Raw genomic sequence first — 19,956 nt, 5'->3', positions numbered from 1 at the left:
TCTGATTCAGAGCTCGACCAGCTCGCCGTTGCCGTTGCCGGCTGGAACTTCCTCGGGGATCTCCTGGCCGTTGGCCGCTTTGCTCGTTCTCTTCTGTACCCAGGTCTGCATCGAGTCCATATAGGTGTAGATCACCGGGGTGATGTAGAGGGTGATGAGCTGGGAGAAGAGCAGGCCGCCGACCACGGCCAGGCCCAGGGGGCGGCGCGACTCGGCGCCGGCGCCGAAGCCGAGCGCGATGGGCAGGGTGCCCATCAGCGCCGCCATGGTGGTCATCATGATGGGGCGGAAGCGCACCAGCGCGCCTTCGTAGATGGCGTCGGCGGCGTTCTTGCCGTGCTCGCGCTGCGCCACCAGCGCGAAGTCGATCATCATGATGGCGTTCTTCTTCACGATGCCCACCAGCATGATCACGCCCACGAAGGCGTAGATGTTCAGATCGATGTGGAAGATCATCAGCGTGAGCAGCGCGCCGAATCCCGCCGAGGGCAGGCCGGAAAGAATGGTCAAAGGGTGGATGAAGCTCTCGTACAGGATGCCCAGCACGATGTAGATGACCAGGATGGCGAGGATGAGCAGCACGCCGAGTCCGCGGATGGAGGACTCAAAGGCCTGCGCGGTGCCCTGGAAGCTGGTGGTGATGGTGCTGGGCAGGGTGTCGCGCGCGACCTTCTGTACGGCGGTGACGGCGTCACCCAGCGCCACTCCGGGACGCGTGTTGAATGACATGGTCACCGACGGCAGCTGGCCCAGGTGGTTCACTGACAGCGGCCCGAGGGTGGGCGTCAGCGTGGCGACGGCGTTCAGCGGCACCAGCGCGCCCTTGTCCGAGCGGATGTAGAGCAGGGAAAGCGCCGCCGGGTCGCGCTGGAACTCCGGTTTCACCTCCATGATCACGCGGTACTCGTTGTTGGGGGCGTAGATGGTGGAAACCTGGCGCATGCTGTAGGCGGTGTAAAGCGCGTCTTCAACCTGCTGCGCGGTGACGCCCAGGGCGGAGGCCTTGTCGCGGTCAATGTTGACGTTGACCTGCGGGTTCCTGACCAGCATGTCGCTGGTCACGTCCTGAAGCCCGGGGACCTGGCGCATCTTCTCCTCGAGCTTGGGGACGGCGGAGTACAGCTCCTGGGTATCGGTGCTCTGTAGCGTGAGCTGGTACTGGCTCTTGGTGAGCTGTCCGCCGATGCGGATGGGAGGCAGGTTCTGCGCGAAGACCATGATCCCCGGGACCGAGCCCACCTTGCGGCGCAGGTCCTGGATGATCTGGTCCACGTGAGGACGGGTGCCGCGCGGCGTGAGGCGGACGAACAAGCGTCCGGTGTTGCCGCCGCCGCCCCCCACAAAGGACATGAAATCGGAGGCCCAGGACTGCCGGCGGATGATCTCCGCCACCTGCATCTGGTGCTGCACCATGGAGTCGAAGGAGATGCCTTGCGCCGCCTCGGTGATGATGAATATCTGCCCGGTGTCCTCGCTGGGGAGGAAGCCCTTGGGGATGGCCATGAACATGTACACGGTCACGACTAGGATGATGGTCGAGAACAGGATGACGGTCTTGCGGAAGCGCAACACCGGCCCCAGCGTGCGGACGTACAGGCCGTGCATGGCGTCGAAGCCGTGCTCGAACCAGCGGTAGAGCGTGCCGTGGTGCGCTTCCTTCGAGGGCCGCAACCAGCGGCTGCACAGCATGGGCGTCAGGGTCAGGGAAACGAAGCCCGAAACCAGGATGGCCACGCCGATGGTCACCGCGAACTCGTGCAGCAGGCGGCCCAGGATCCCGCCCATGAACAGCACGGGGATGAACACCGCGGCCAGCGACAGGGTCATGGAGATGATGGTGAAGCCGATCTCGCGCGAGCCGCGCACCGAGGCCTCGTAGGGCTGCTCGCCGTGCTCCATGTGGCGCACGATGTTTTCCAGCATGACGATGGCGTCATCTACGACGAAGCCCACGGAGAGCGTCAGCGCCATCAGCGACATGTTGTCGAGCGAATAGCCCAGCAGGTACATCGCGGCAAACGTTCCCACGATGGACATGGGCAGAGCCAGGCTGGGAATGATGGTCGCCGAGAAATTCCGCAGGAAAATGAAGATCACCATGACGACTAGGGTGACGGTCAGCATCAGGGTGAACTTCACGTCGTGCACCGAGTCGCGGATGGAGACGGAGCGGTCGTAGAGGACGTCGAGGAAAACCGAGGCCGGCATCTGCTGGCGGAACTTGGGCAGCAGCGCCTTGATGCTGTCCACCACCTCGACCGTGTTGGTGCCGGGCTGGCGCTGGATGGCGAGCACGACGGAGCGCAGCCCGCCCTTATCGGTGTAGAACATGCCGCGGATCTTGTCGTTCTCGACCGAGTCGATGACGTTGCCGATGTCCTGCAACCGCACCGGGGAACCGTTGCGGTAAGTGACAATCAGCGGCTTGTACTCGCTGGCGTCGGTGAGTTGGCCGTTGGCCTGGACCGTGAACGCCTGCTTGTGGCCGTAGAGGATGCCAGTGGGCAGATTCACGTTGGCGCGCTGGACGGCGGTGTTGACCTCGTCGATGCCGATCTGGCGGGTGGCCATGGCGCGCGGGTCGAGCTGCACCCGCACCGCGTACTTCTGCGAGCCGTACACTTGCACCTGGGCGACGCCGGAAACCATGGAGATGCGCTGCGCCATCATGGTCTCCGCGTACTCGTCCACCTGCGAGAGGGGCAGCGTAGGCGAATAGAGCGCGAGGTAGAGCACGGGCTGATCGGCCGGGTTCACCTTCTGGTAGGAGGGCGGGGTGGGGATGTCCTGGGGCAAGTCACGGCTGGCCTTGGAGATCATGGCCTGCACGTCCTGGGCGGCGGCGTCGATGTTGCGGTCGAGCGTGAACTGGAGCGTGATCTGCGTGGATCCCTGAAAGCTGCTCGAGGTCATCGAGTCCAGACCGGCGATGGTGGAGAACTGCTTCTCCAGCGGTAGTGCGACCGCCGAGGCCATCGTCTCCGGCGTGGCTCCGGGCAGTGAAGCCGAGACCAGGATGGTGGGGAAGTCCACGTTCGGCAGGTCGCTCACCGGCAAGAGCCGATAGCCCATGACGCCGAAGAGAAGGATCGCCGCCATGACCAGAGTGGTCATGACCGGGCGCCGGATAAATAGTTCTGCGACGCTCATGAACGAGGTTCCTGCCCCGCGCCTGACGCGCTTTGCGGCTGCTGCTTGATCTCGACCCTGGCCCCGGGAACCAGACGCACCTGGCCGTCGGTCACGACCCGATCCCCGGCCTGGACGCCCTTCTTGATGACGATCATGTTGTCGATCGTCCACCCCGCCTCGACGGGACGCATGTCGGCAGTCTGGTCGGGCTTGACCACGAACACGTACTGCCCCTGCTGCCCGGTCTGCACCGCCGCCGAGGGCACGACGATGGTGTTGGGCTGCTCGGAGAGCGTAAGCACGACATTGACGAACTCACCCGGCCACAGCCGCCGGTCGTGGTTGTCGAACGTTCCCTTCAGCTTGATGGTGCCGGTGGTGAGGTCCACGGCGTTGTCAATGAAGGTGAGCGTGCCCAGCGCACGCTGGTCGCTGTTGGGGAAGACGGCTTCCACCTTGAGCTTGCCCGAGTCCTTGCGCAGCTTGATCTCGGGCAGCTCCTGCTGCGGGACCGAGAAGGTCACGTAAATGGGCTCGACCTGGTTGATGGTCACGATCGGGTTGTCGGGATTGGCCTTGACCACGTTGCCGCGGTGCACCATGAGGTTTCCGGTGCGGCCGTTCACCGGGGAGGAGATCTTTGTGTAGGAGAGCTGCACGCGAGCGTACTCGACCGCGGCCTTGTCGGCGGTTACGTTGGCCTGCGACGACTCGGCCTTCGACTGCATGTCGTCGTTCTGTTCCTTGGCGACGACCCCGGCCTGGTAGAGCCTGGCGTAGCGCTTGGCCTGCATGATGTCGTTGTCGGCGGTGGCCTTGTCCTTGGCCAGGGTGCCCTCGGCGCGTTGCAGATCGGCTTCGAAGCTGCGCGGATCGAAGGTGAAGAGGAGCTGTCCCCGCTTCACGTCCTGGCCTTCGGTGAAGTGAACTTCCATGATCTCGCCGGTGACCTGGGGTTTCACGCCCACGGTGGTATAGGACTCGACGTTGCCGATGGCCCGCACCTGCACGGGGACGGTCTTCTGTTCGGCGGTGGCGACGGTGATCGCCACCGGCGGAGGCCCGGCCGACTGGACCTTATCCGCGGAACAACCGCTCAAGAGCCAGGCAGCGGAGAGCAGCACGGCCGCTGCGCCAGAGAAGAGCTTGTTATGAGTGAGGACTCGGTTCATTTGCGTGCCCGTTTCTTGCGTCCGCCGATGGTGGCGCGCGTCGCGGGATTCGTCATCCCGTGCAGCCACAGGTCAGTCAGCGCTGCGGCGACCTCGGCGTCGTCATAATTCTGATATCGCTTGCCCCCGTACAGCTCCTGGATCTGGAAGTGGTAGCTGATCATCCCCAAGAAGCCACGCGCCGCCAGCATGGGGTCCACTTTACGGAACGCCCCCTGGCGGATACGCCGCGCGATGTACTCCGCGAGAACTTCGTAATACTGCGCCACGTTCGTGCGGAAGAAGCGTTCGGAGAGCGTGTGGTTCTCCAGGGCGCTGAACAGCAACAGGCGGCTCAGGCTCGAGTCCTTGCGCCGGGCTTGCAGAATGTCCGCGGCGATCCCCTGGAACACATCCCGGTCGCATTCTCCCGAGAGAAGGCGCGCCTCCAGGTCCTGCCGCCAGGTGGCGACTCTGCACCTCTCCTCGATCACCGCCCAGTAAAGCTCTTCCTTGCTGGGGAAGTGACGGAAGATGAGGGCTTCGTTGACGCCGGCGGCCTCGGCGATGTGGCGCGTGGTGGTGCCGTTGAAGCCCTGGCCGGCGAACAGACCGCTGGCGACCTCCAGGATCTGCTGGCGCCGATCGTCGGCGGTGAACCGCACTCGTGCCGTGGCCATATAGTAAGTGGTTACTTACTTTATTATCCACACACCTCCCCGTCAATCCTGATTCGACGGGGAAGGGCGGGTTTCGTTTATGCGGTCTTGTGCTTGAGAGCCGGGCGGGGGAGCTCGCTGAAGACCTCGGCGGTAAAGGCCTCGAGGGTGGCCCCGTGCTCCCAGGCATCGCCGGGCAGGCCCGCCTTGTGGCAGGTCTCGGCCAGGAAGGTCTCGCGATCCCAGTCGTACTCCAGCGGCACTTGGGGCAGGAGCAGCCCGCGGCGGGCCCCCAGCGTCACCACCAGGCCGTGGCGGCCGACCTCCACGTCTTCGGGGGCGATGGGCTGGAGCGGCGAGAGCACGCTGATCTCCACGTCGATCTCCCGCGCCTCTTCCTCCGACACCGGCAGGAAGCGGGTGTCGTGGAAGGCGGCGGCGACCGCGGTCTCGGCGACGGTGCGCACCAGTGGGCGCACGGCGAAGACGTAGCCGACGCATCCGCGAAGCTGGCCATGCAGGTGCAGAGTGGTGAACGCGCCGCGCTTCTCGGCGAGGTGGTCCGAGGGTGGGGTGGTGTCCACTTCCTGCCCGCGCAGGGTGGCGTCGATGGCGTCGTGCGCCATTTTCAGCAGGAACCGGCGCTCGTCCTGGGAATACTCGGCGTCGGTGTCGGCAGACGGTGTGGCATCAGGTTGCGGGAACATCGCGCTTCCTCCGGCGGAGAATGAAGCGGCGGCGCCTCTGGCGCACCCTCACGGTGCGGTCGATCTTGGACCAGAACCCCACAAAATAATCCACCGCGGAGCCCAGCGACAGAGCCACCATGAACCAGATGGCCATGTGCGCGACCAGCTTGATGTCCAGGATGAAATAGCGGAAATCCCAATAGAACCAATGGTGCTCGACGATGGCGGCGACCACAGCCACGATCTGCGCCACCATCTTCACCTTGCCGAAGTCGCTGGCCTCGATGGTGAAGCCTTCCGAAGCCGCGATGGAGCGCAGTCCGCTGACCAGGAACTCGCGCCCGATGATGACCACCGCGATCCATGCCTTCACGATCGAGGGATTGAACTGCACCAGGGTGATGAAGGCGGCGGCGATCAGCAGCTTGTCGGCCAGCGGATCAAGCAGCATGCCCAGGGTGGTGATCTGGCCGCGCCTGCGAGCCAGGTAGCCGTCAATGCCGTCGGTGATGGAGGCGGCGATGAAGAGCGCGGAGGCGAGGACCTCGCGTGTGCCATCGGCGCTTGCGAACCGGTGGCTGGACAGGATCCAGATCAGCAGCGGTACGCTGAAGATGCGGGTCAGCGTGATGTAATTGGGAAGATTCACACAAGGATCCCGCCGCGCGCAGGAACGCGCAAAAACGGGACACGTTAACAGCCGATTATCCCCCACACCCTGGGTGAAAGCAACGCAGCGGAGCGGCGATTTACAATGCGAACAGTGTCCGGGCTCAAGAGCAAGACTTCGCTGACTCTCCTGACCGTCCCCGACTTCGAACGGCTGCCCTGGCTAGTGCACGGCTTCAGCACGCGGCTGGGGGGCTTTTCTGCGGCTTACGGTGGCGGCGCCCTCAACCTTGGCTTCACCCATAGCGACGTGCGCGCGGCTGTGGAACGAAACCGGGCCGCGTTCCTCAGGGCCATCGGCGCGAAGACCGGCAGACGCACCTGGCCGATGATCACCGGCCGGCAGGTCCACTCCGACTTCATTGTGCGGGTGGACGGCCCGCCGACGCAGCCGCTCACCGGCGATGCGCTGGTGACGGACGTGCCCGGATCGGTGCTGGCGGTCAAGACTGCCGATTGCGTGCCCGTGCTGCTGGTGGACGCAAAGAAGAGGGCGGTCGCTGCCATCCACGCCGGGTGGCGCGGCCTGGTGAAGCGCATCGTGGAGAAGACGGTCGGCGTGCTGCGCCGCGAATACGGCAGCAAGCCCCGCGACATCCGGGCAGCCATCGGGCCGGGCATCGCCGCCTGCTGCTACTCGGTGGGAGACGAGGTCCGCGATGCCTTTGAATCGCAGTTCGTCTACTCCTCCGAGCTTTTCCACGAAGTCATGGAGCACGACGAGGTGCGCGAGAAATATCCGCTCCTGTTCTTGACGGCGCGCGCCCCCGGACACCATCCGCTCGGCCGCAAGCTTCACCTCGATCTGGCCATGGCGGCCCAGCGCCAGTTGCTCGATGCCGGCGTCCCGCACAAACACATCTCCGCAACCGGGAAATGCACCTCCTGCCACAACGACCTACTGTTCTCGCACCGCAAAGAGAAGGGCGTGACGGGGCGTCAGGTTGGGGCGATCGGGATCAGGAATTAACGGAGGACTGGGTGCCGGGTACTGAGTACTTCATTACGAGTGTCTTAGGCTCTCGTGCTTCTTGGCGGTAGCCGCAGCCACCGCGCCGGAGCCGGTGACCTTCAGCACCATCAGGACCTTGTCGTCCACGTGGGTGCCGCGGACGGAAAAGGCGTTTACGTCCGCCAGCACAGAGTCCACCAGTTCCTGCGCCGATTTGTTGCGGTGCTGGAACACGGAAGCCGCGAGGCGCTCGGTGCCGAACTCGTCGTCCTTCTCGTCGTTTGCTTCCATGATGCCGTCGGTGCAGCACACCAGGATGTCTCCCGCCTTGAGCTTGGCCGCTCCGCGCTCGTACTCGGTGGCCAGGAACAGGCCGATGACAGTGCCGCCATCTTCCAGGGTCTGGTACTTTCCCGTCTCGCCGTCGATGAGGATGGGCGGCACGTGTCCGGCGTTGATGTAGTGCAGGCCGTTGCGCCGGGTGTCCACCAGCCCCAGGAACATGGAGAGGAACTTCTGGGACTTGGTGTCGTTGCAGATCATCTCGTTGAGCGAAAGGGTGAGCACCTCGAGCGAATGCAGGTGCATGACCAGGGCGCGCAGCGTGGCCTGGAGGTTCGACATCACCAGCGCCGACGAAACGCCCTTGCCCTCGACGTCCGCGACCACCAGCAGCAACGATTGCGGCCCCAGATTGAGGAAATCGTAGTAGTCGCCACCGACTTCGTAGCAGGGCTCGTTGATGACGGCAATGTCGTAGCCGGGAACCACCGGCGGCGCGTCGGGCAGCAGTGAGCGCTGGATACCGCGCGCCAGGGCCAATTCCTTCTCCAGGCGCTGCTTCTCCACCACCTCGCGGTGCAGGCGCGCATTCTCCAGCGCCATGGCCATGTGGCCGGAGAGCTTGGAGAGGAAATCCTGGTCGTCCACCGAGAAGCGCGACCCCGTGGTCTTGTTCAGCAACTGGATGACGCCGACCACCTCGCCGGTGTGATGGCGGATGGGCAGGCAGAGCAGCGAACCGGTCTTGTAGCCGAATTTCTGGTCGAAGCTGCGGTCGAAGAACTCGAGGGTGTAGGCGTCCTCGACGTTGATCTCCTGGCCGGTCTCGGCCACCTTGCCGGCCACGCCCTTGCCGAAGGGCACGCGGATCTCCTGGTGGTCGAGGCCGCTGGCCACGATGGACCACAGTTGTTTGTGCTTGGTGTCCACCAGGAAGACGGTCCCGCGGTCGGCCTTCACTTCGGTGCGCGCGATCTTGAGGATGAGGTCGAGCAGCTCGGCCAGATCGAGGGTGGAGTTCAGCAGGCGCGTGGCTTCGAAGAGCAACGAGAGCTGGGTGATGGTCTTCTGGCTTTCCTGCGCGGCCAGGGCGTCCTGCGCCGCCACGCTGGAGATCTCGGCGTAGAGCTGCCACCACTCGAGCTGGGTGTCCGACACGACGGCCTGGGTGTATGCCACCAGAACGCCCACCAGGCGTCCCTTGGCCAGAAGCGGATAGGCGGAGGCGTACGCGAGTTTGGTCAGGGCGGCGAAATCGGCTTCCGCGTCGCCCAGCGAAGGCAGATCGACATTCTCGCTCCCCTGCCGCGACTGGATCACCGCGCCGATGAAGCCCTGCCCGGGGTTTCTGTAATCCTTGCGGTGGCCGACGTTCAGTCCGGCGGCGTGGGTCAGGTAGGCAGAACCGGAGGATTCGTCCCAAAGCCACAGCTCACCGCGGGCAGCGCCGAATTCCGCGACCAGGATGGTGGGGATGCTGCTCAGCACCTCCTCGCCCGAGGGAGCGGAGGTCAGGCGGGCGACTGCCTCGCCGAATGCGCTGATGTATCCCTTGCGAGCAGCTTTCGCCTTTTCTGCCGCCGCTGCCGGTGATTCCACGTCCAGACCCTTTCCAGTCCTGTACGCCCCGGGCAACTGCGGAAAATGGGCCCGAGACGCGGATTTGCCGCTCCGAGGGGGAGTTCCAGTGCGCCGTTACTATAAGCAGGAACGTGGGGTTTGTAAATACGACACTAGGAGGTAGCTGGTAGTTGGTAGCTGGCGGGAGCCGGCTGCACAGACTACCGCCTAGTCGGCTATCTACTTGTCGTAGTGAAGCAGCGAGAAGACGTCGTGTCCGGCGAGCTTTGCCCGGCCTTTGAGGAAGTCAAGCTCGACCACGAAGCCCAAACCGGCGATCTCTGCGCCCAGGGACTGGGCCAGTTCGATCGTGGCGGCGGCGGTGCCGCCGGTGGCCAGCAGGTCGTCCACGATGATCACCCGCTGCCCATTGCGGACGGCGTCCTTGTGAATCTCCAGCGTGTTCTTGCCGTATTCCAGCGCGTACTCGACGCGAGCCACTTCGGCGGGCAGCTTCTTGGGCTTGCGCACGGGCACGAAGCCGGCGTTCAGGCGATAGGCGACGGCGGGGCCGAAAATGAAGCCGCGCGCCTCCATGCCCAGCACCAGGTCCACTTCCTTGTCGATGTAGTGCTCGGAGAGGGCGTCGATGAGCGTGGCGAAGCCCTTCTTGTCCTTCAGCAGCGTGGTGATGTCGTAAAAGAGGATGCCGGGGATGGGGAAATCCGGGACCTCGCGGATCAGTGTTTTCAGGCCGGAACAGTCGGTGGCGGTCTTCGGCTGCATGCTCACCACACTCCTTCGATGCGGAATGAACTCAAGCCGGACTGCGGCTCGGCCTCGGAGACATCGACGGCGTCGACGCGGGAGGCGCGCGGGCCTTCGCGCAGGCGCCCGTGCAGGCCGGCCAACTGCTCGGGCGTGCCTTGGGCCATCACCTCGACGCTGCCGTCCGAGGTGTTGCGCACCCAGCCGGAGACGCCGAGCAGGTGCGCTTCGCGCTCCACAAACCAGCGGAAGCCGACGCCCTGCACGCGTCCGTGGACGATGTAGCGGCGCGCTGCGATCGATTTTTCGGCCTTGGTCATTGCTTCCAGAGATCCATCGCCTGCGCTCCGCCCAGGGTCAGGCTGGCCGCGGCGGGTTCCCGCTACGCTCCCGCCCGCCGAGCTTAATCACTTCACCCGTTCCAGGTAGGTGCCCTCCGCAGTGTCCACCCGGATCTTCTCACCCTCGCCGATGAACGGCGGGACCTGCACGATCAGGCCGGTCTCGGTCTTGGCCGGCTTCATCACCGACGACGCGGTGGCGCTCTTCAGCCCCGGTTCGGTCTCAACGACTTGCAGGTCCACGGTCTGGGGCAGCTCGACGCCGAGGGGACGGCCCTCGTGGAACTCGACCTTGATCTTCAGATTGGGCGTCAGGTAGTCGGTGGCGTCCCCGAGGGTCTCCTTCGTCAGGTGGATTTGGTCGTAGGTCTCGGTGTTCATGAAGTGGTAATCGTCACCGTCCTGGTAGAGGTACTCCATCTCGGTCTCGTCCACGACCACGCGGTCGATGGAGTCGGCGGAGCGGAAGCGGTGCTCGAACATCGCGCCGGTGCGCAGGTTGCGCAGCTTGGCCTGGATGAAGGCGCGCAGGTTTCCGGGGGTGCGGTGCTCGACGCTGAAGACCAGGTGCAGGTCGTTGTTGTGCTTGATGATCATCCCCGGACGCATCTGGGTCGCTGAAATCGCCATAATTAAAGAGAAAGCTCCTGTCGTATTTCGCTGTCGGAAGAGCCCGCTGGACCGGGTCACAGCGCAGCGGCAGGGACAGACGCGCCGCGCGGCTCAGAGACAAACAAGCAATTTTACCCCAGACGACGATTCCACGGCAGCCCTCCCGCACACGTGCGTCAGGAGGGCGCCGCTGGGCAGGCCGACGGAAACAATTAAGTCAGAACGAAGAAGTCAGAATGCAGAAGTTTGGGTTCCCGCTTCTGCATTCCTCGATCTGACTTCTGCAATGTTTTTTCTTACTTCAAGCGGGTAGAATGTGCGTCCACAGGTGAACCCGTTATGTCTTACGAACGATTCGGTGAATACCGGGCCTCGGACCGCAGCACGGTGGGCACGGCAATCACGTTCCTGTTCATCGGACTGGGCGTCGGCGCGCTGGCCGCGCTCTTGTTTGCACCCAAGACTGGAAAACAGATGCGCCGTCTCCTGCGGCGAAAGTACGAAGACGCCGTGGAAGGCGCGGACGAGTTGATGGAGCGCGGCAGCGAGTGGGCGAAGCGCGGGGGCGAGTGGGCCGACGACGTGAAGGACAGGGTCGCTCCTCTCGGCAAGGTCTTCGACCGCTAGACGAAGTACCCAGTACCTAGTACTCAGTACTCAGAGAAAACAAATGCCGCGGAAAACCCGCGGCATTTCTGTTCGATGCTGTCGGCTAGTAGAGCCGGAAATTGACCTCGATCGATACCTGGACCGGTACCGGCTGGCCGTCCTTGCGGGCGGGATCGAAGCGCCACTGCCGCACCGCCTCCATGGCCTTCTCGTCCAAGCCCATGCCGAGGGAACGGGAAACGCGGATCTCGCGCACGCGCCCATCGGGTCCCACGACTACCCAGAGCACTACGGTTCCCTGGTACTTGGCCTTGCGCGCTTCTTCGGAATACTCCGGCTCGGGATCATAGATGGCGCGGGGAGCACTCACTCCGCCGCCCACACGATAGGCGCCGCCTCCGATCCCGCCGCCCCAGCCCGGTCCGACGCCCGGACCACGGCCGGAACCGACGCCGCCGCCGCTTCCGCTGCCGATGCCTCCGCCGGAGCCGGTGCCGTTCGAGGGCGGCCCAAGGACGTTGGACAACGGGTCGCCCAGTTGTCCCGTAGTCGGCAGCTTGATCTGAGGCGGCACGACCACCGTCGGGTCCACCGCGAGCTTGGGATTCTCGTTCCGGATCACCGCTGCGGGCGGGGTGAACTGTTTGTCGCTGAGCTTGGGCAGCGCACCCTTGGATGCGGCCAGCTTGTCGCGATCGCCACCGCCGCCACCGCCACCCGCCTTGTCCTTGGCCGGGGGCAGCACGTACGGGCTGATGTCCGTCACCATGCCGATGACCTGCCGCTTGATCTCCACCTTGTGCTCCTGGATGTAGATCCCCGAGTACAACAAGGCCGCCGCCATCAGGGCGTGCAGCAGGAACGACAGGATGAAGTTGTTCGGCTGGACGTCATAGTTGTGGTAGCCCACGCCAAACAGGGTGGGTAGCACCGTCTCGTTGCGAGATAGCATCGCCCCCGATGCGGCCGGCGCCGACTTTACTTCAGATGCGGACATCAATCCCCTAAGTATAGACCCCGAACAGCGCAAAACGTTTCCCGAAATCCGGGGGAACCCTGCCTTCTACTCCCAAATAGGTACCAGGCAGCCGCGGACCCAAGCATCCCCGTGCCTGAAAGTATTATCGCGCAAATCGGGCTTGCCGGCACTGTCAACTGAATCTCTCCGGCCCCGGGGCCTATCCCCGGAAAACGGACGCGAGGAAGCCGCGGAGCTTGCCGAAAAATCCTCGCCGCTCTGGCTTTTTCTTCTCTTCTTTAGCGGCCTGCTGTGGAAGGGGCGGCGGGGGCGGAGGAGGCGACACCTGCGGCTGCGGCACCTTGGGCAGGCTGGAGAGATCCATGCTCACGACGGCGGGCGGGGGCAGGGGTGCAGGATCTGCGGCGCTAAAGACAAAAGGTGCATCCACGACGATGTGCAACTGTCCCGGATCGGCGGGCGGCGGGGGAGCGGTCAGTTTGCTCTCGCTGGGCGAGGTCGCCTGCGCGACCACCGCCGATTCCACTTTCTTCGGCTCTGCCGGTGCGGGCGCCTCGGTCTTGATCACGGGCGGCGGAGGCGCCGGGCATCCACAATCGCCCGCATCCGCCGAGGCGGCGGAGACGCGTCCCCCTGCGAATCGCACCTCTTCACCCGGTTTCACCTGGTAACTGCCGTCGCCCATCAATTCGGTCACGATCACTGCGGCGGTGTTTGAGGGTAGGGAGCGGATACAGGTGTTGCCCCGGGAGTCGGCGCCGAATGCGAGATGGAATCCTCCCGGTCCCGGCAACTGGATGCGAAGGTCGGGGGTGAGCAGGGAATCGGTGCTCGCTCCCAGGTCATAGTGGGTCTCGATGGCGCCGGTACCCATGCCCAGCAGCAGATCGCGGCCGCTGGGCGAGGAAGCCACGGAGATGCTGGTGTTCGAGCAGACCCGCACCTCGCCGCCACGCGCCAGCTTGAGGACCGCGGTCGCGCTCCCTGCGGTCACGGAAGATCCACTCATCAGGCGCGTGCCGCCGCCCGCCAGGATCACCGAGCCCTTCACCGTGGCATCGGTGGCGTATACCTCGCCGATCGCTTGCTGCGCGCTAGCGGTAAGCGGAAGCATGCAGAGGATGGCGGCGGCGCAGCAGGATGACAGCGGGGACTTCATGGGATGCGCCACATCTTAGCAGCAAATGGGGTTGGGTGGGCGCAGGTCTCGGACCTGGACGGGCGAGATCCGTCCCCACAAAACTCAAAGGCGGCCCGCAGGCCGCCTCGAAGATACGTAGAGTGGATCAGACTTCGGAGACGAAATCGTACTGCTCGATGACGGCGCCGATGCCCACTTTTGATCCGGCGCCGGGCTGATCCACGCGCACCACCTTGCCTCGGCAGCGCACCCGGATACTCTCGGTCAGGGTGATCTCCGGAGGGAGCGTGAGGGTGAATTCGATGGTGGAGCCTTCTTCGATCTTCGAATCCATGTAAAAGAAAACGCCCCGGGCGCTGACGTCCCGGGTCTGGGCCTGCGCCTCAGCGAGCGCTCCGTCGGTGAATTTGATGGTGACGGGCAGGCGCAGCGCAAACCGCCGCGTTGCCCGTTGTTCCTGCGAACCCTCGGCCATACCGATGCCTCCGGCCCGGCGAGCCGATGCAGCGCGCTCGCCAAGTCTCCCTGCCAAGGTAGAATCGCCTTCCCGTCGCGCAAGTGTCAAGATGCATTTTGGACATCGACCATAGGGCCGGAACAGGTCAGCGACATACTCGCCGCGCCGCTCACAGGGCGAGGAAATTCGCCAGCAGCTTCTTGCCGTCTTCGGTGAGGACGCTCTCCGGGTGGAATTGCACGCCCTCGGTGGGGTGCTGGCGGTGGCGCAGTCCCATGATGACGGAGGAACCGTCGCGTTCACGCGCGCGCGCGCTGATCTCAAGTTCCGGGGGCAGCCCTTCCTCGCTCACCACCAGGGAGTGATACCGCGTCGCCGTCATGGGTGAGCGCACGCCGCGGAAGATGGTCCGCCCGTCGTGTTCGATGGCGCTGGTTTTGCCGTGCATCAGGTTCCTGGCCCGCACCACGTTGCCGCCGAAGGCCGCCCCCAGCGCCTGGTGTCCCAGGCAGACCCCGAGCACCGGTTTCCTGCCGCTGAAGTGGCGGATAAGCTCGATGCTGATGCCCGCTTCCTGCGGCGTGCATGGGCCGGGCGAGATCACGATGTGCGAAGGATCCAGCCGCTCGATCTCTCTTACCGTGATCTGGTCGTTGCGGCGCACTTCGACCGTTTGTCCCATCTCACCCAGGTATTGGACGAGGTTGTAGGTGAAGGAATCGTAATTATCGAGGACGAAGATCACGTTAGTGGGTAGTGCATAGTGGGTAGTGGTTAGTCGAGTGCTGCCAGCAATCCGTTAATAATCTTACCGACTTCGACGGCTTGGACAAGAGTCTGGTCATGAGTCTGGTGATCGATGTAATGGAGCCTCTCGGCGATAGAGATTTGAGTCTGCAGTTCGAACAACGATCCTCGCGCATGGCCGAGGAAGAGTTTGAACTCACCGCGGGTCAAGCGGCCCTGGCCTTCGGCGATGTTGCTCGGAATCGACACCGAGCAACGGCGCAGCTGACTGGTAAGGCCAAAGGCCTCTCGTTCCGGAAATCTCGCAGTGAGATCGTAAACGTGACTCACGAGATCCATCGCCTTTTGCCACGCAATCAGTTCGCGGTATGACTGCACCGCCATAGGTGGTCTCCGTTTCTCACCCCCAGCTATCCACTATTCACTACCCACTACTCACTAGCCTTTCACTACTGCTACCGGTTCCAGGCGCGCGACCTTTTTGCCGATGCCGGCCTGGTGCACCACCTCGACCACGCGCGCCACGTCCTTGTAAGCCTGCGGCGCTTCTTCGGCGAGGCCGCTCATGGAGCCGGCGCGCACGTGGATGCCGCGCGCCTCGAGCTGTCCGCGCAGGTCGGCGCCGCGCACTTCCTTCTTGGCCCGGGAGCGGCTCCAGACGCGGCCCGCGCCGTGGCAGGTGGAGCCGAAGGTCTGCTGCATGTTGCCGGTCTGCCCTAGCAGAACGTAAGACGCGGTCCCCATGGAGCCGGGGATCAGCACCGGCTGCCCCAGGTCGCGCAGGTCGTCGGGTAACACCGGCGAGCCGGGGCCGAAGGCGCGCGTCGAGCCTTTGCGGTGCACGCAGAGCCGCAGATGGTGCCCCTCGACGTCGTGCTCTTCCACCTTCGCCATGTTGTGCGCGATGTCGTACACCTGGTGCAGGTCGAAATCCTTCACCCTGCCCGCGAGCACCTGCTCGAAGGAGCGCCGGATGTGGGCGGCGAGCACCTGGCGGTTGGCGAAGGCGAAGTTTGCCGCCGCAGCCATGGCGCGGAAATAGTCCTGGCCTTCGCCGGAACTGAAGGGCGCGCACACCAGCTGCCGGTCCGGTAACTCGATCTTGTGCTCCAGCACGGTCTTCTGGAACCTGCCGACGTAGTCCTCGCAGACCTGGTGTCCCAGCCCGCGGGAGCCGCAGTGGATCTGCACCGCCACCTGGTCCAGAAAGAGCCCGAGGCGTGCGGCAGCGTCTTCGTCGTAGATGGCGGCCACCCGGTCCACCTCGATGAAGTGGTTGCCGGAGCCGAGCGTGCCCACCTGATCGCGCCCGCGGTCCTTGGCTTTCTGCGAGACGAACTCCGCGTCCGCGCCCGGGATGCAGCCGCGTTCCTCGGTGTGCTCCAGGTCCTCGCGGCGGGCGTAGCCCTCGTCCAGCGCCCAGCGCGCGCCGTCGTGCAGCACGCGGTCCAGGTCATCTTTGTTGAGCCGGAGGGAGCCGCGGGTCCCCATGCCGCTGGGGCAGTTGTGGTAGAGCACGGTCGCAAGGTCGTCGAGGAACGGCTTGATCTCCTCGATCATGGCCGCTGAGGCCATCAACCGCACGCCGCAATTGATGTCGTATCCCACGCCGCCGGGCGAGATGACGCCGTCGGGGAGGCGCGTGGCCACCACGCCGCCAATAGGGAACCCGTAGCCCTGGTGGATGTCGGGCATGGCCAGCGCATAGCGCGTGACTCCGGGCAGGGTCGCGGTGTTGATGAGCTGCTCGATTGAGGCATCCCGGAGCGCGTCCTCGAGCAGTTCTTCGTCGGCGTACAGCCGCGCCGGCACCCGCATGTCGTCGCGGTACCCGCGCGGGATCTCCCACAGCGTGGGGCCGATCTGCCGCACGTCGCTGCGCTGAATAGCCACGAGAAGATTCTAGTCTTGCAAAGACGCCCGTGCGGGCGTCTCTACACGTCCACGACGACCGTGGCCTCCCAGCCGTGCGGCGTTTGCTCGACTCTGAGGTTGTGAAAGGTCACCGCCTTGATGCGGCGGTCGGGCCGTTCTTCGGCGATCAGTTCCAGCCGGGCGCGCAGGCGCTGCGGTGCGAGATCCAGGATTTCAATCCCCACCGGGAACTGGCGGTCCACCTCGGCGATATACAGGAGCTCGTTGAGCCAGTTGACCAGCAGACCCTCCTTGTCCACGGCCTGCACTTCGAGCTCGCGGATAATCGTCTGTCCAGTCTTTTTCCCTTCGGCCTGGATCCCCTCCAGGGAGAACATGGCGAAAGCCGCGTTGATGAACAGCAGCGCCAGGGTCTCACCGCGTGCGCGGAAGGCCCAATCGGCGGTGTGCTCGAGCTCGTCGAATGTCGCCATGGTCGTCGGCGCTCAGTAGCTCTGTGACTACTTATAGCCCTTGGCGCGCGAGCTCGACGGCGCGCAGCACGGCGCGCGCTTTGTTCAGGCACTCCTCGTGCTCGCGCTGTGGATCGGAATCGGCGACGATGCCCGCGCCCGCCTGCACAAACGCCTTCTTGCGATCCATCATCAGCGTTCGAATGACGATGCAGGAATCCAGATTGCCCGCGAAATCCGCATAGAGCACAGACCCGCCGTACACGCCCCGCCGCACCGGCTCCAGTTCCTCAATGATCTCCATGGCCCGCACCTTGGGCGCTCCGGTCAGCGTGCCGGCAGGGAAGCAGGCGGCGAAGGCGTCCAGCGGGCCCAGGCCCTCGCGCAGCTTGCCCTCGATGGCCGAAACCAGGTGCATGACGTGCGAGTAGCGCTCCACGTACATCAGGTCGCGCACCTTCACCGTCCCGTACTCGCTGACCCGCCCGATGTCATTGCGACCCAGGTCGACCAGCATGACGTGCTCGGCGCGTTCCTTCTCGTCGGAGCGCAATTCCTGCTCCAGGCGTTTGTCTTCAGCGTCGTCACTGCCGCGCCAACGTGTGCCCGCGATGGGCCGGTATTCGAGCTGCCGGCCCGTCACCTTCACCAGCATCTCCGGCGACGAGCCGATGACCCGGTTGTCGCCCATGCGCAGGAAGTACATATACGGGGACGGGTTCACCGTGCGCAGCGCGCGGTAGATGTCGAACGGAGCTGCCCCGGGAACGAATTCCAGCCGCTGCGAGAGCACCACCTGGAAGACGTCGCCGGCGGCGATGTACTCCTTCGCCCGCGCTACGCTCTTCATGAACTGCTCGCGCGAGGTGGCGGACTTCGTCTTCATTGCTCCGCGGATCGGCTTGGCGCGCAGATCGGCGGCGCGGACTCCAGCGCGCAGCTTCTTCTCCAGGGCGGCGATGTCGCGCAGGGCGCGGTCGTAGGCCTGGCGCGGCTTCTCGCGGCTGACGTCGGCGGCGGCCAGGATGTGGATCTGGTGGCGCACGTGGTCGAACGCCAGCAGGCGGTCGAAGAACATCAGCACGCAATCCGGCACATCGGTATCGCGGCGCGCGCGCTCGGGCAGCCGCTCCAACCGGCGCACGATGTCGTAGGCAAAGAACCCGACCGCGCCCGCGGTGAATGGCGGAAGGCCTTCGATGTGCGCCGGGCGGTGCGCGGTCAGCAACTGCCGCACGACCTCGAAGACGTTTCCCTCGCGGCGCTCGCAGCGGCCGCGGCGCTCGACCTCGACCTCCGGCCCCCGAGACCTCACGATCATGTATGGTCGCGCCCCCAGGAAGGTGTAGCGCCCGATCTTCTCTCCGCCCTCCACCGATTCCAACAGGAACGAATACGGCTCTTTGGCCGCAACGCTCAGGAAGGCCGACACCGGGGTCTGAAGGTCCGCAGTGATGGTTCGCGACAGCGGCACCAGCGTGGCATCCTTGGCCACCCGAGCGAATTCGTTGTAATCGGGGCGCAGCATAAAGAAGTACCCAGTACCCGGTGCTCAGTTCTCAGTCGAATCTCGGGTGATTATACGGACTCGTCATGCTCCCAAGCGTTTTCGACCGGTTAGGGGCAGGCGAGGCCATCTGCTTTAGGCCTGCCCCGAACCGAGTACCCAGGGCTGAGTACTCATTCCGGCACGTCTGGTGCCTCCGAAAGTATTGACTTGCCGAGGCTTAGTTGGCTTATACTTCTGCCGCTCATGGCGCAAATCGTTCTCCCCTAAGCGCATCGGCGCGGATCCATACGAGCGTCTGTGCCACAGCCTTGCCATATACTGGCGATGAGCACGTAAGGATTGGTGCGTTTATCAGGGGCGCCCTTGGTACGCACGATCATAGGGCCGGCCGCTAAAGCCGGCGGAGACGCATGCAAGTCAAGTTCTGGGGCGTGCGAGGATCGACACCGACCCCGCAGGCGGAGAACCTGCGATACGGGGGCAACACCTCGTGCGTCGAAGTGCGCGTCAATGGGAACATCTACGTCTTCGACTGCGGCACCGGCTTCCGCAACCTGGGCAAGCAGCTGACCAAGGAATTCGAGAACAAGCCCATCCACGCGCACATCTTCATCTCCCACTTCCACTGGGACCACATCCAGGGCATCCCCTTCTTCCAGCCGCTGTACGACAATCCGGAGAACTATTTCTTCTTCCACTCATCCAGCCGCTCGCGGGGCCTGCAGCGCGCCATCGAGGAACAGATGTCGGACCCCTACTTCCCCGTGGACATGAGCGAGATGGCGGCGCACCGGCACTTCTACGACATCGAGGAAGACCGCATCGCCTTCGACGATTGCGTGATCCAATCCATGTGGCTGAACCACCCGCAGGGCTGTCTCGGCTTCCGCCTGGAGACCGAGAACCACGTGCTGGTGTACGCCACCGACAACGAACCCGGCCATCCCATCTTCGACAAGAATGTGCGCAAGCTGGCCGCGGGCGCCGACGTCCTCATCTATGACGCGCAGTACCTGCCCGAGGAGTACGCCGCCAAGAAGCGCGGCTGGGGCCACAGCCACTGGCGCGAGGCGGTCAACATCGTGATGGAGAGCGGGACCAAGGAGTTGGTCCTGTTCCACCACGACCCCGACCACTCCGACGAGTGCATCGACAGCATCGTCAAGACCGCGCGCGACCACTACCCCAAGGTGCGCGCCGCCAGCGAGGGCATGGAGATCCAGGTCTGACTCGGCGCTTCGTCCTTGCTAATCAGGCAAGCAGCGTAGAGTAGCTGAAATCGCAATCCTGCCAGGGCCGGCAGCTGATAGCACCAACTTCAGGTAGTAAGTGTCATCTCCGTCAGTTCTTGCAAACTCAAGGATGCCGATG

General features: G+C 64.3%; 20 protein-coding genes. 3 read left to right on the top strand and 17 right to left on the bottom strand.

Annotated features, from left to right (window positions below; genetic code table 11):
* Nucleotides 1–6: 6 nt before the first annotated feature.
* The 5 genes from LAN37_01310 to pgsA form a co-directional block, all read right to left on the bottom strand.
* Nucleotides 7–3,150, bottom strand: coding sequence for an efflux RND transporter permease subunit (locus tag LAN37_01310; GenBank protein MBZ5645843.1), 3,144 nt, complete (start codon nt 3,148–3,150; stop codon nt 7–9).
* On the bottom strand, nt 3,147–4,304 hold the full coding sequence (locus LAN37_01305) for an efflux RND transporter periplasmic adaptor subunit (GenBank protein ID MBZ5645842.1): 1,158 nt from the start codon (nt 4,302–4,304) through the stop codon (nt 3,147–3,149). Before LAN37_01305 ends, LAN37_01310 begins: the two co-directional genes overlap by 4 nt.
* Nucleotides 4,301–4,963: a TetR/AcrR family transcriptional regulator gene (locus LAN37_01300; GenBank protein ID MBZ5645841.1), complete on the bottom strand. Its 663-nt coding sequence runs from the start codon at nt 4,961–4,963 to the stop codon at nt 4,301–4,303. Before LAN37_01300 ends, LAN37_01305 begins: the two co-directional genes overlap by 4 nt.
* 77 nt (nt 4,964–5,040) lie before the next feature.
* Nucleotides 5,041–5,649 carry an AmmeMemoRadiSam system protein A gene (gene amrA, locus LAN37_01295; protein ID MBZ5645840.1) on the bottom strand — a complete coding sequence of 203 codons (609 nt, stop codon included), beginning with the start codon at nt 5,647–5,649 and terminating at the stop codon, nt 5,041–5,043.
* Nucleotides 5,633–6,280: a CDP-diacylglycerol--glycerol-3-phosphate 3-phosphatidyltransferase gene (gene pgsA, locus LAN37_01290; protein MBZ5645839.1), complete on the bottom strand. Its 648-nt coding sequence runs from the start codon at nt 6,278–6,280 to the stop codon at nt 5,633–5,635. Before pgsA ends, amrA begins: the two co-directional genes overlap by 17 nt.
* 105 nt (nt 6,281–6,385) lie before the next feature.
* Here pgsA and pgeF point away from each other — a divergent pair, with 105 nt between their 5' ends.
* Complete coding sequence (gene pgeF, locus LAN37_01285; protein ID MBZ5645838.1) at nt 6,386–7,270, top strand: peptidoglycan editing factor PgeF; 885 nt, start codon at nt 6,386–6,388, stop codon at nt 7,268–7,270.
* A gap of 33 nt (nt 7,271–7,303) precedes the next feature.
* On the opposite strand, the gene LAN37_01280 is transcribed toward pgeF, so the two are convergent.
* From LAN37_01280 to efp, 4 genes are all read right to left on the bottom strand, one after another.
* On the bottom strand, nt 7,304–9,133 hold the full coding sequence (locus LAN37_01280; GenBank protein MBZ5645837.1) for a SpoIIE family protein phosphatase: 1,830 nt from the start codon (nt 9,131–9,133) through the stop codon (nt 7,304–7,306).
* Between the two features lie 201 nt (nt 9,134–9,334).
* Complete coding sequence (locus tag LAN37_01275) at nt 9,335–9,880, bottom strand: adenine phosphoribosyltransferase (protein ID MBZ5645836.1); 546 nt, start codon at nt 9,878–9,880, stop codon at nt 9,335–9,337.
* 2 nt (nt 9,881–9,882) lie between these two features.
* Nucleotides 9,883–10,182, bottom strand: coding sequence for an acylphosphatase (locus LAN37_01270; GenBank protein ID MBZ5645835.1), 300 nt, complete (start codon nt 10,180–10,182; stop codon nt 9,883–9,885).
* A gap of 87 nt (nt 10,183–10,269) precedes the next feature.
* Nucleotides 10,270–10,833, bottom strand: a complete 564-nt coding sequence (efp, locus tag LAN37_01265; protein MBZ5645834.1) for an elongation factor P — start codon at nt 10,831–10,833, stop codon at nt 10,270–10,272.
* Between the two features lie 321 nt (nt 10,834–11,154).
* Here efp and LAN37_01260 point away from each other — a divergent pair, with 321 nt between their 5' ends.
* The gene (locus LAN37_01260) at nt 11,155–11,442 is read left to right on the top strand and encodes a YtxH domain-containing protein (protein ID MBZ5645833.1); all 288 of its coding nucleotides are present in this window, start codon (nt 11,155–11,157) and stop codon (nt 11,440–11,442) included.
* 85 nt (nt 11,443–11,527) lie between these two features.
* Here LAN37_01260 and LAN37_01255 read toward each other — a convergent pair whose 3' ends face one another.
* From LAN37_01255 to trpE, 8 genes are all read right to left on the bottom strand, one after another.
* On the bottom strand, nt 11,528–12,421 hold the full coding sequence (locus LAN37_01255; protein MBZ5645832.1) for an energy transducer TonB: 894 nt from the start codon (nt 12,419–12,421) through the stop codon (nt 11,528–11,530).
* Between the two features lie 181 nt (nt 12,422–12,602).
* Nucleotides 12,603–13,562 (bottom strand): hypothetical protein, encoded by a 960-nt coding sequence (locus tag LAN37_01250; protein MBZ5645831.1) that lies wholly within the window; start codon nt 13,560–13,562, stop codon nt 12,603–12,605.
* Nucleotides 13,563–13,689: 127 nt separating this feature from the next.
* On the bottom strand, nt 13,690–14,019 hold the full coding sequence (locus LAN37_01245) for a PilZ domain-containing protein (protein ID MBZ5645830.1): 330 nt from the start codon (nt 14,017–14,019) through the stop codon (nt 13,690–13,692).
* 151 nt (nt 14,020–14,170) lie between these two features.
* On the bottom strand, nt 14,171–14,746 hold the full coding sequence (locus tag LAN37_01240; protein MBZ5645829.1) for an aminodeoxychorismate/anthranilate synthase component II: 576 nt from the start codon (nt 14,744–14,746) through the stop codon (nt 14,171–14,173).
* 29 nt (nt 14,747–14,775) lie between these two features.
* Nucleotides 14,776–15,132: a four helix bundle protein gene (locus LAN37_01235; GenBank protein MBZ5645828.1), complete on the bottom strand. Its 357-nt coding sequence runs from the start codon at nt 15,130–15,132 to the stop codon at nt 14,776–14,778.
* A 54-nt stretch (nt 15,133–15,186) separates the two neighbouring features.
* Nucleotides 15,187–16,566, bottom strand: a complete 1,380-nt coding sequence (locus tag LAN37_01230; protein MBZ5645827.1) for an RtcB family protein — start codon at nt 16,564–16,566, stop codon at nt 15,187–15,189.
* A 116-nt stretch (nt 16,567–16,682) separates the two neighbouring features.
* On the bottom strand, nt 16,683–17,096 hold the full coding sequence (locus tag LAN37_01225; protein MBZ5645826.1) for an archease: 414 nt from the start codon (nt 17,094–17,096) through the stop codon (nt 16,683–16,685).
* Nucleotides 17,097–17,127: 31 nt separating this feature from the next.
* Nucleotides 17,128–18,603 (bottom strand): anthranilate synthase component I, encoded by a 1,476-nt coding sequence (gene trpE, locus LAN37_01220; protein ID MBZ5645825.1) that lies wholly within the window; start codon nt 18,601–18,603, stop codon nt 17,128–17,130.
* A 392-nt stretch (nt 18,604–18,995) separates the two neighbouring features.
* Between trpE and LAN37_01215 the strand changes: the two genes are divergently transcribed.
* Complete coding sequence (locus tag LAN37_01215) at nt 18,996–19,814, top strand: MBL fold metallo-hydrolase (GenBank protein MBZ5645824.1); 819 nt, start codon at nt 18,996–18,998, stop codon at nt 19,812–19,814.
* The last annotated feature ends 142 nt before the right edge of the window (nt 19,815–19,956 follow it).

It is taken from the genome of Terriglobia bacterium (assembly GCA_020073495.1).
In the GTDB taxonomy this organism is placed as follows: Bacteria; Acidobacteriota; Terriglobia; order Terriglobales; family Acidobacteriaceae; genus JAIQFD01.
The sequence above is the reverse complement of the archived record's forward strand: the minus strand, read 5'-3'. Positions and strand labels throughout refer to the sequence as shown.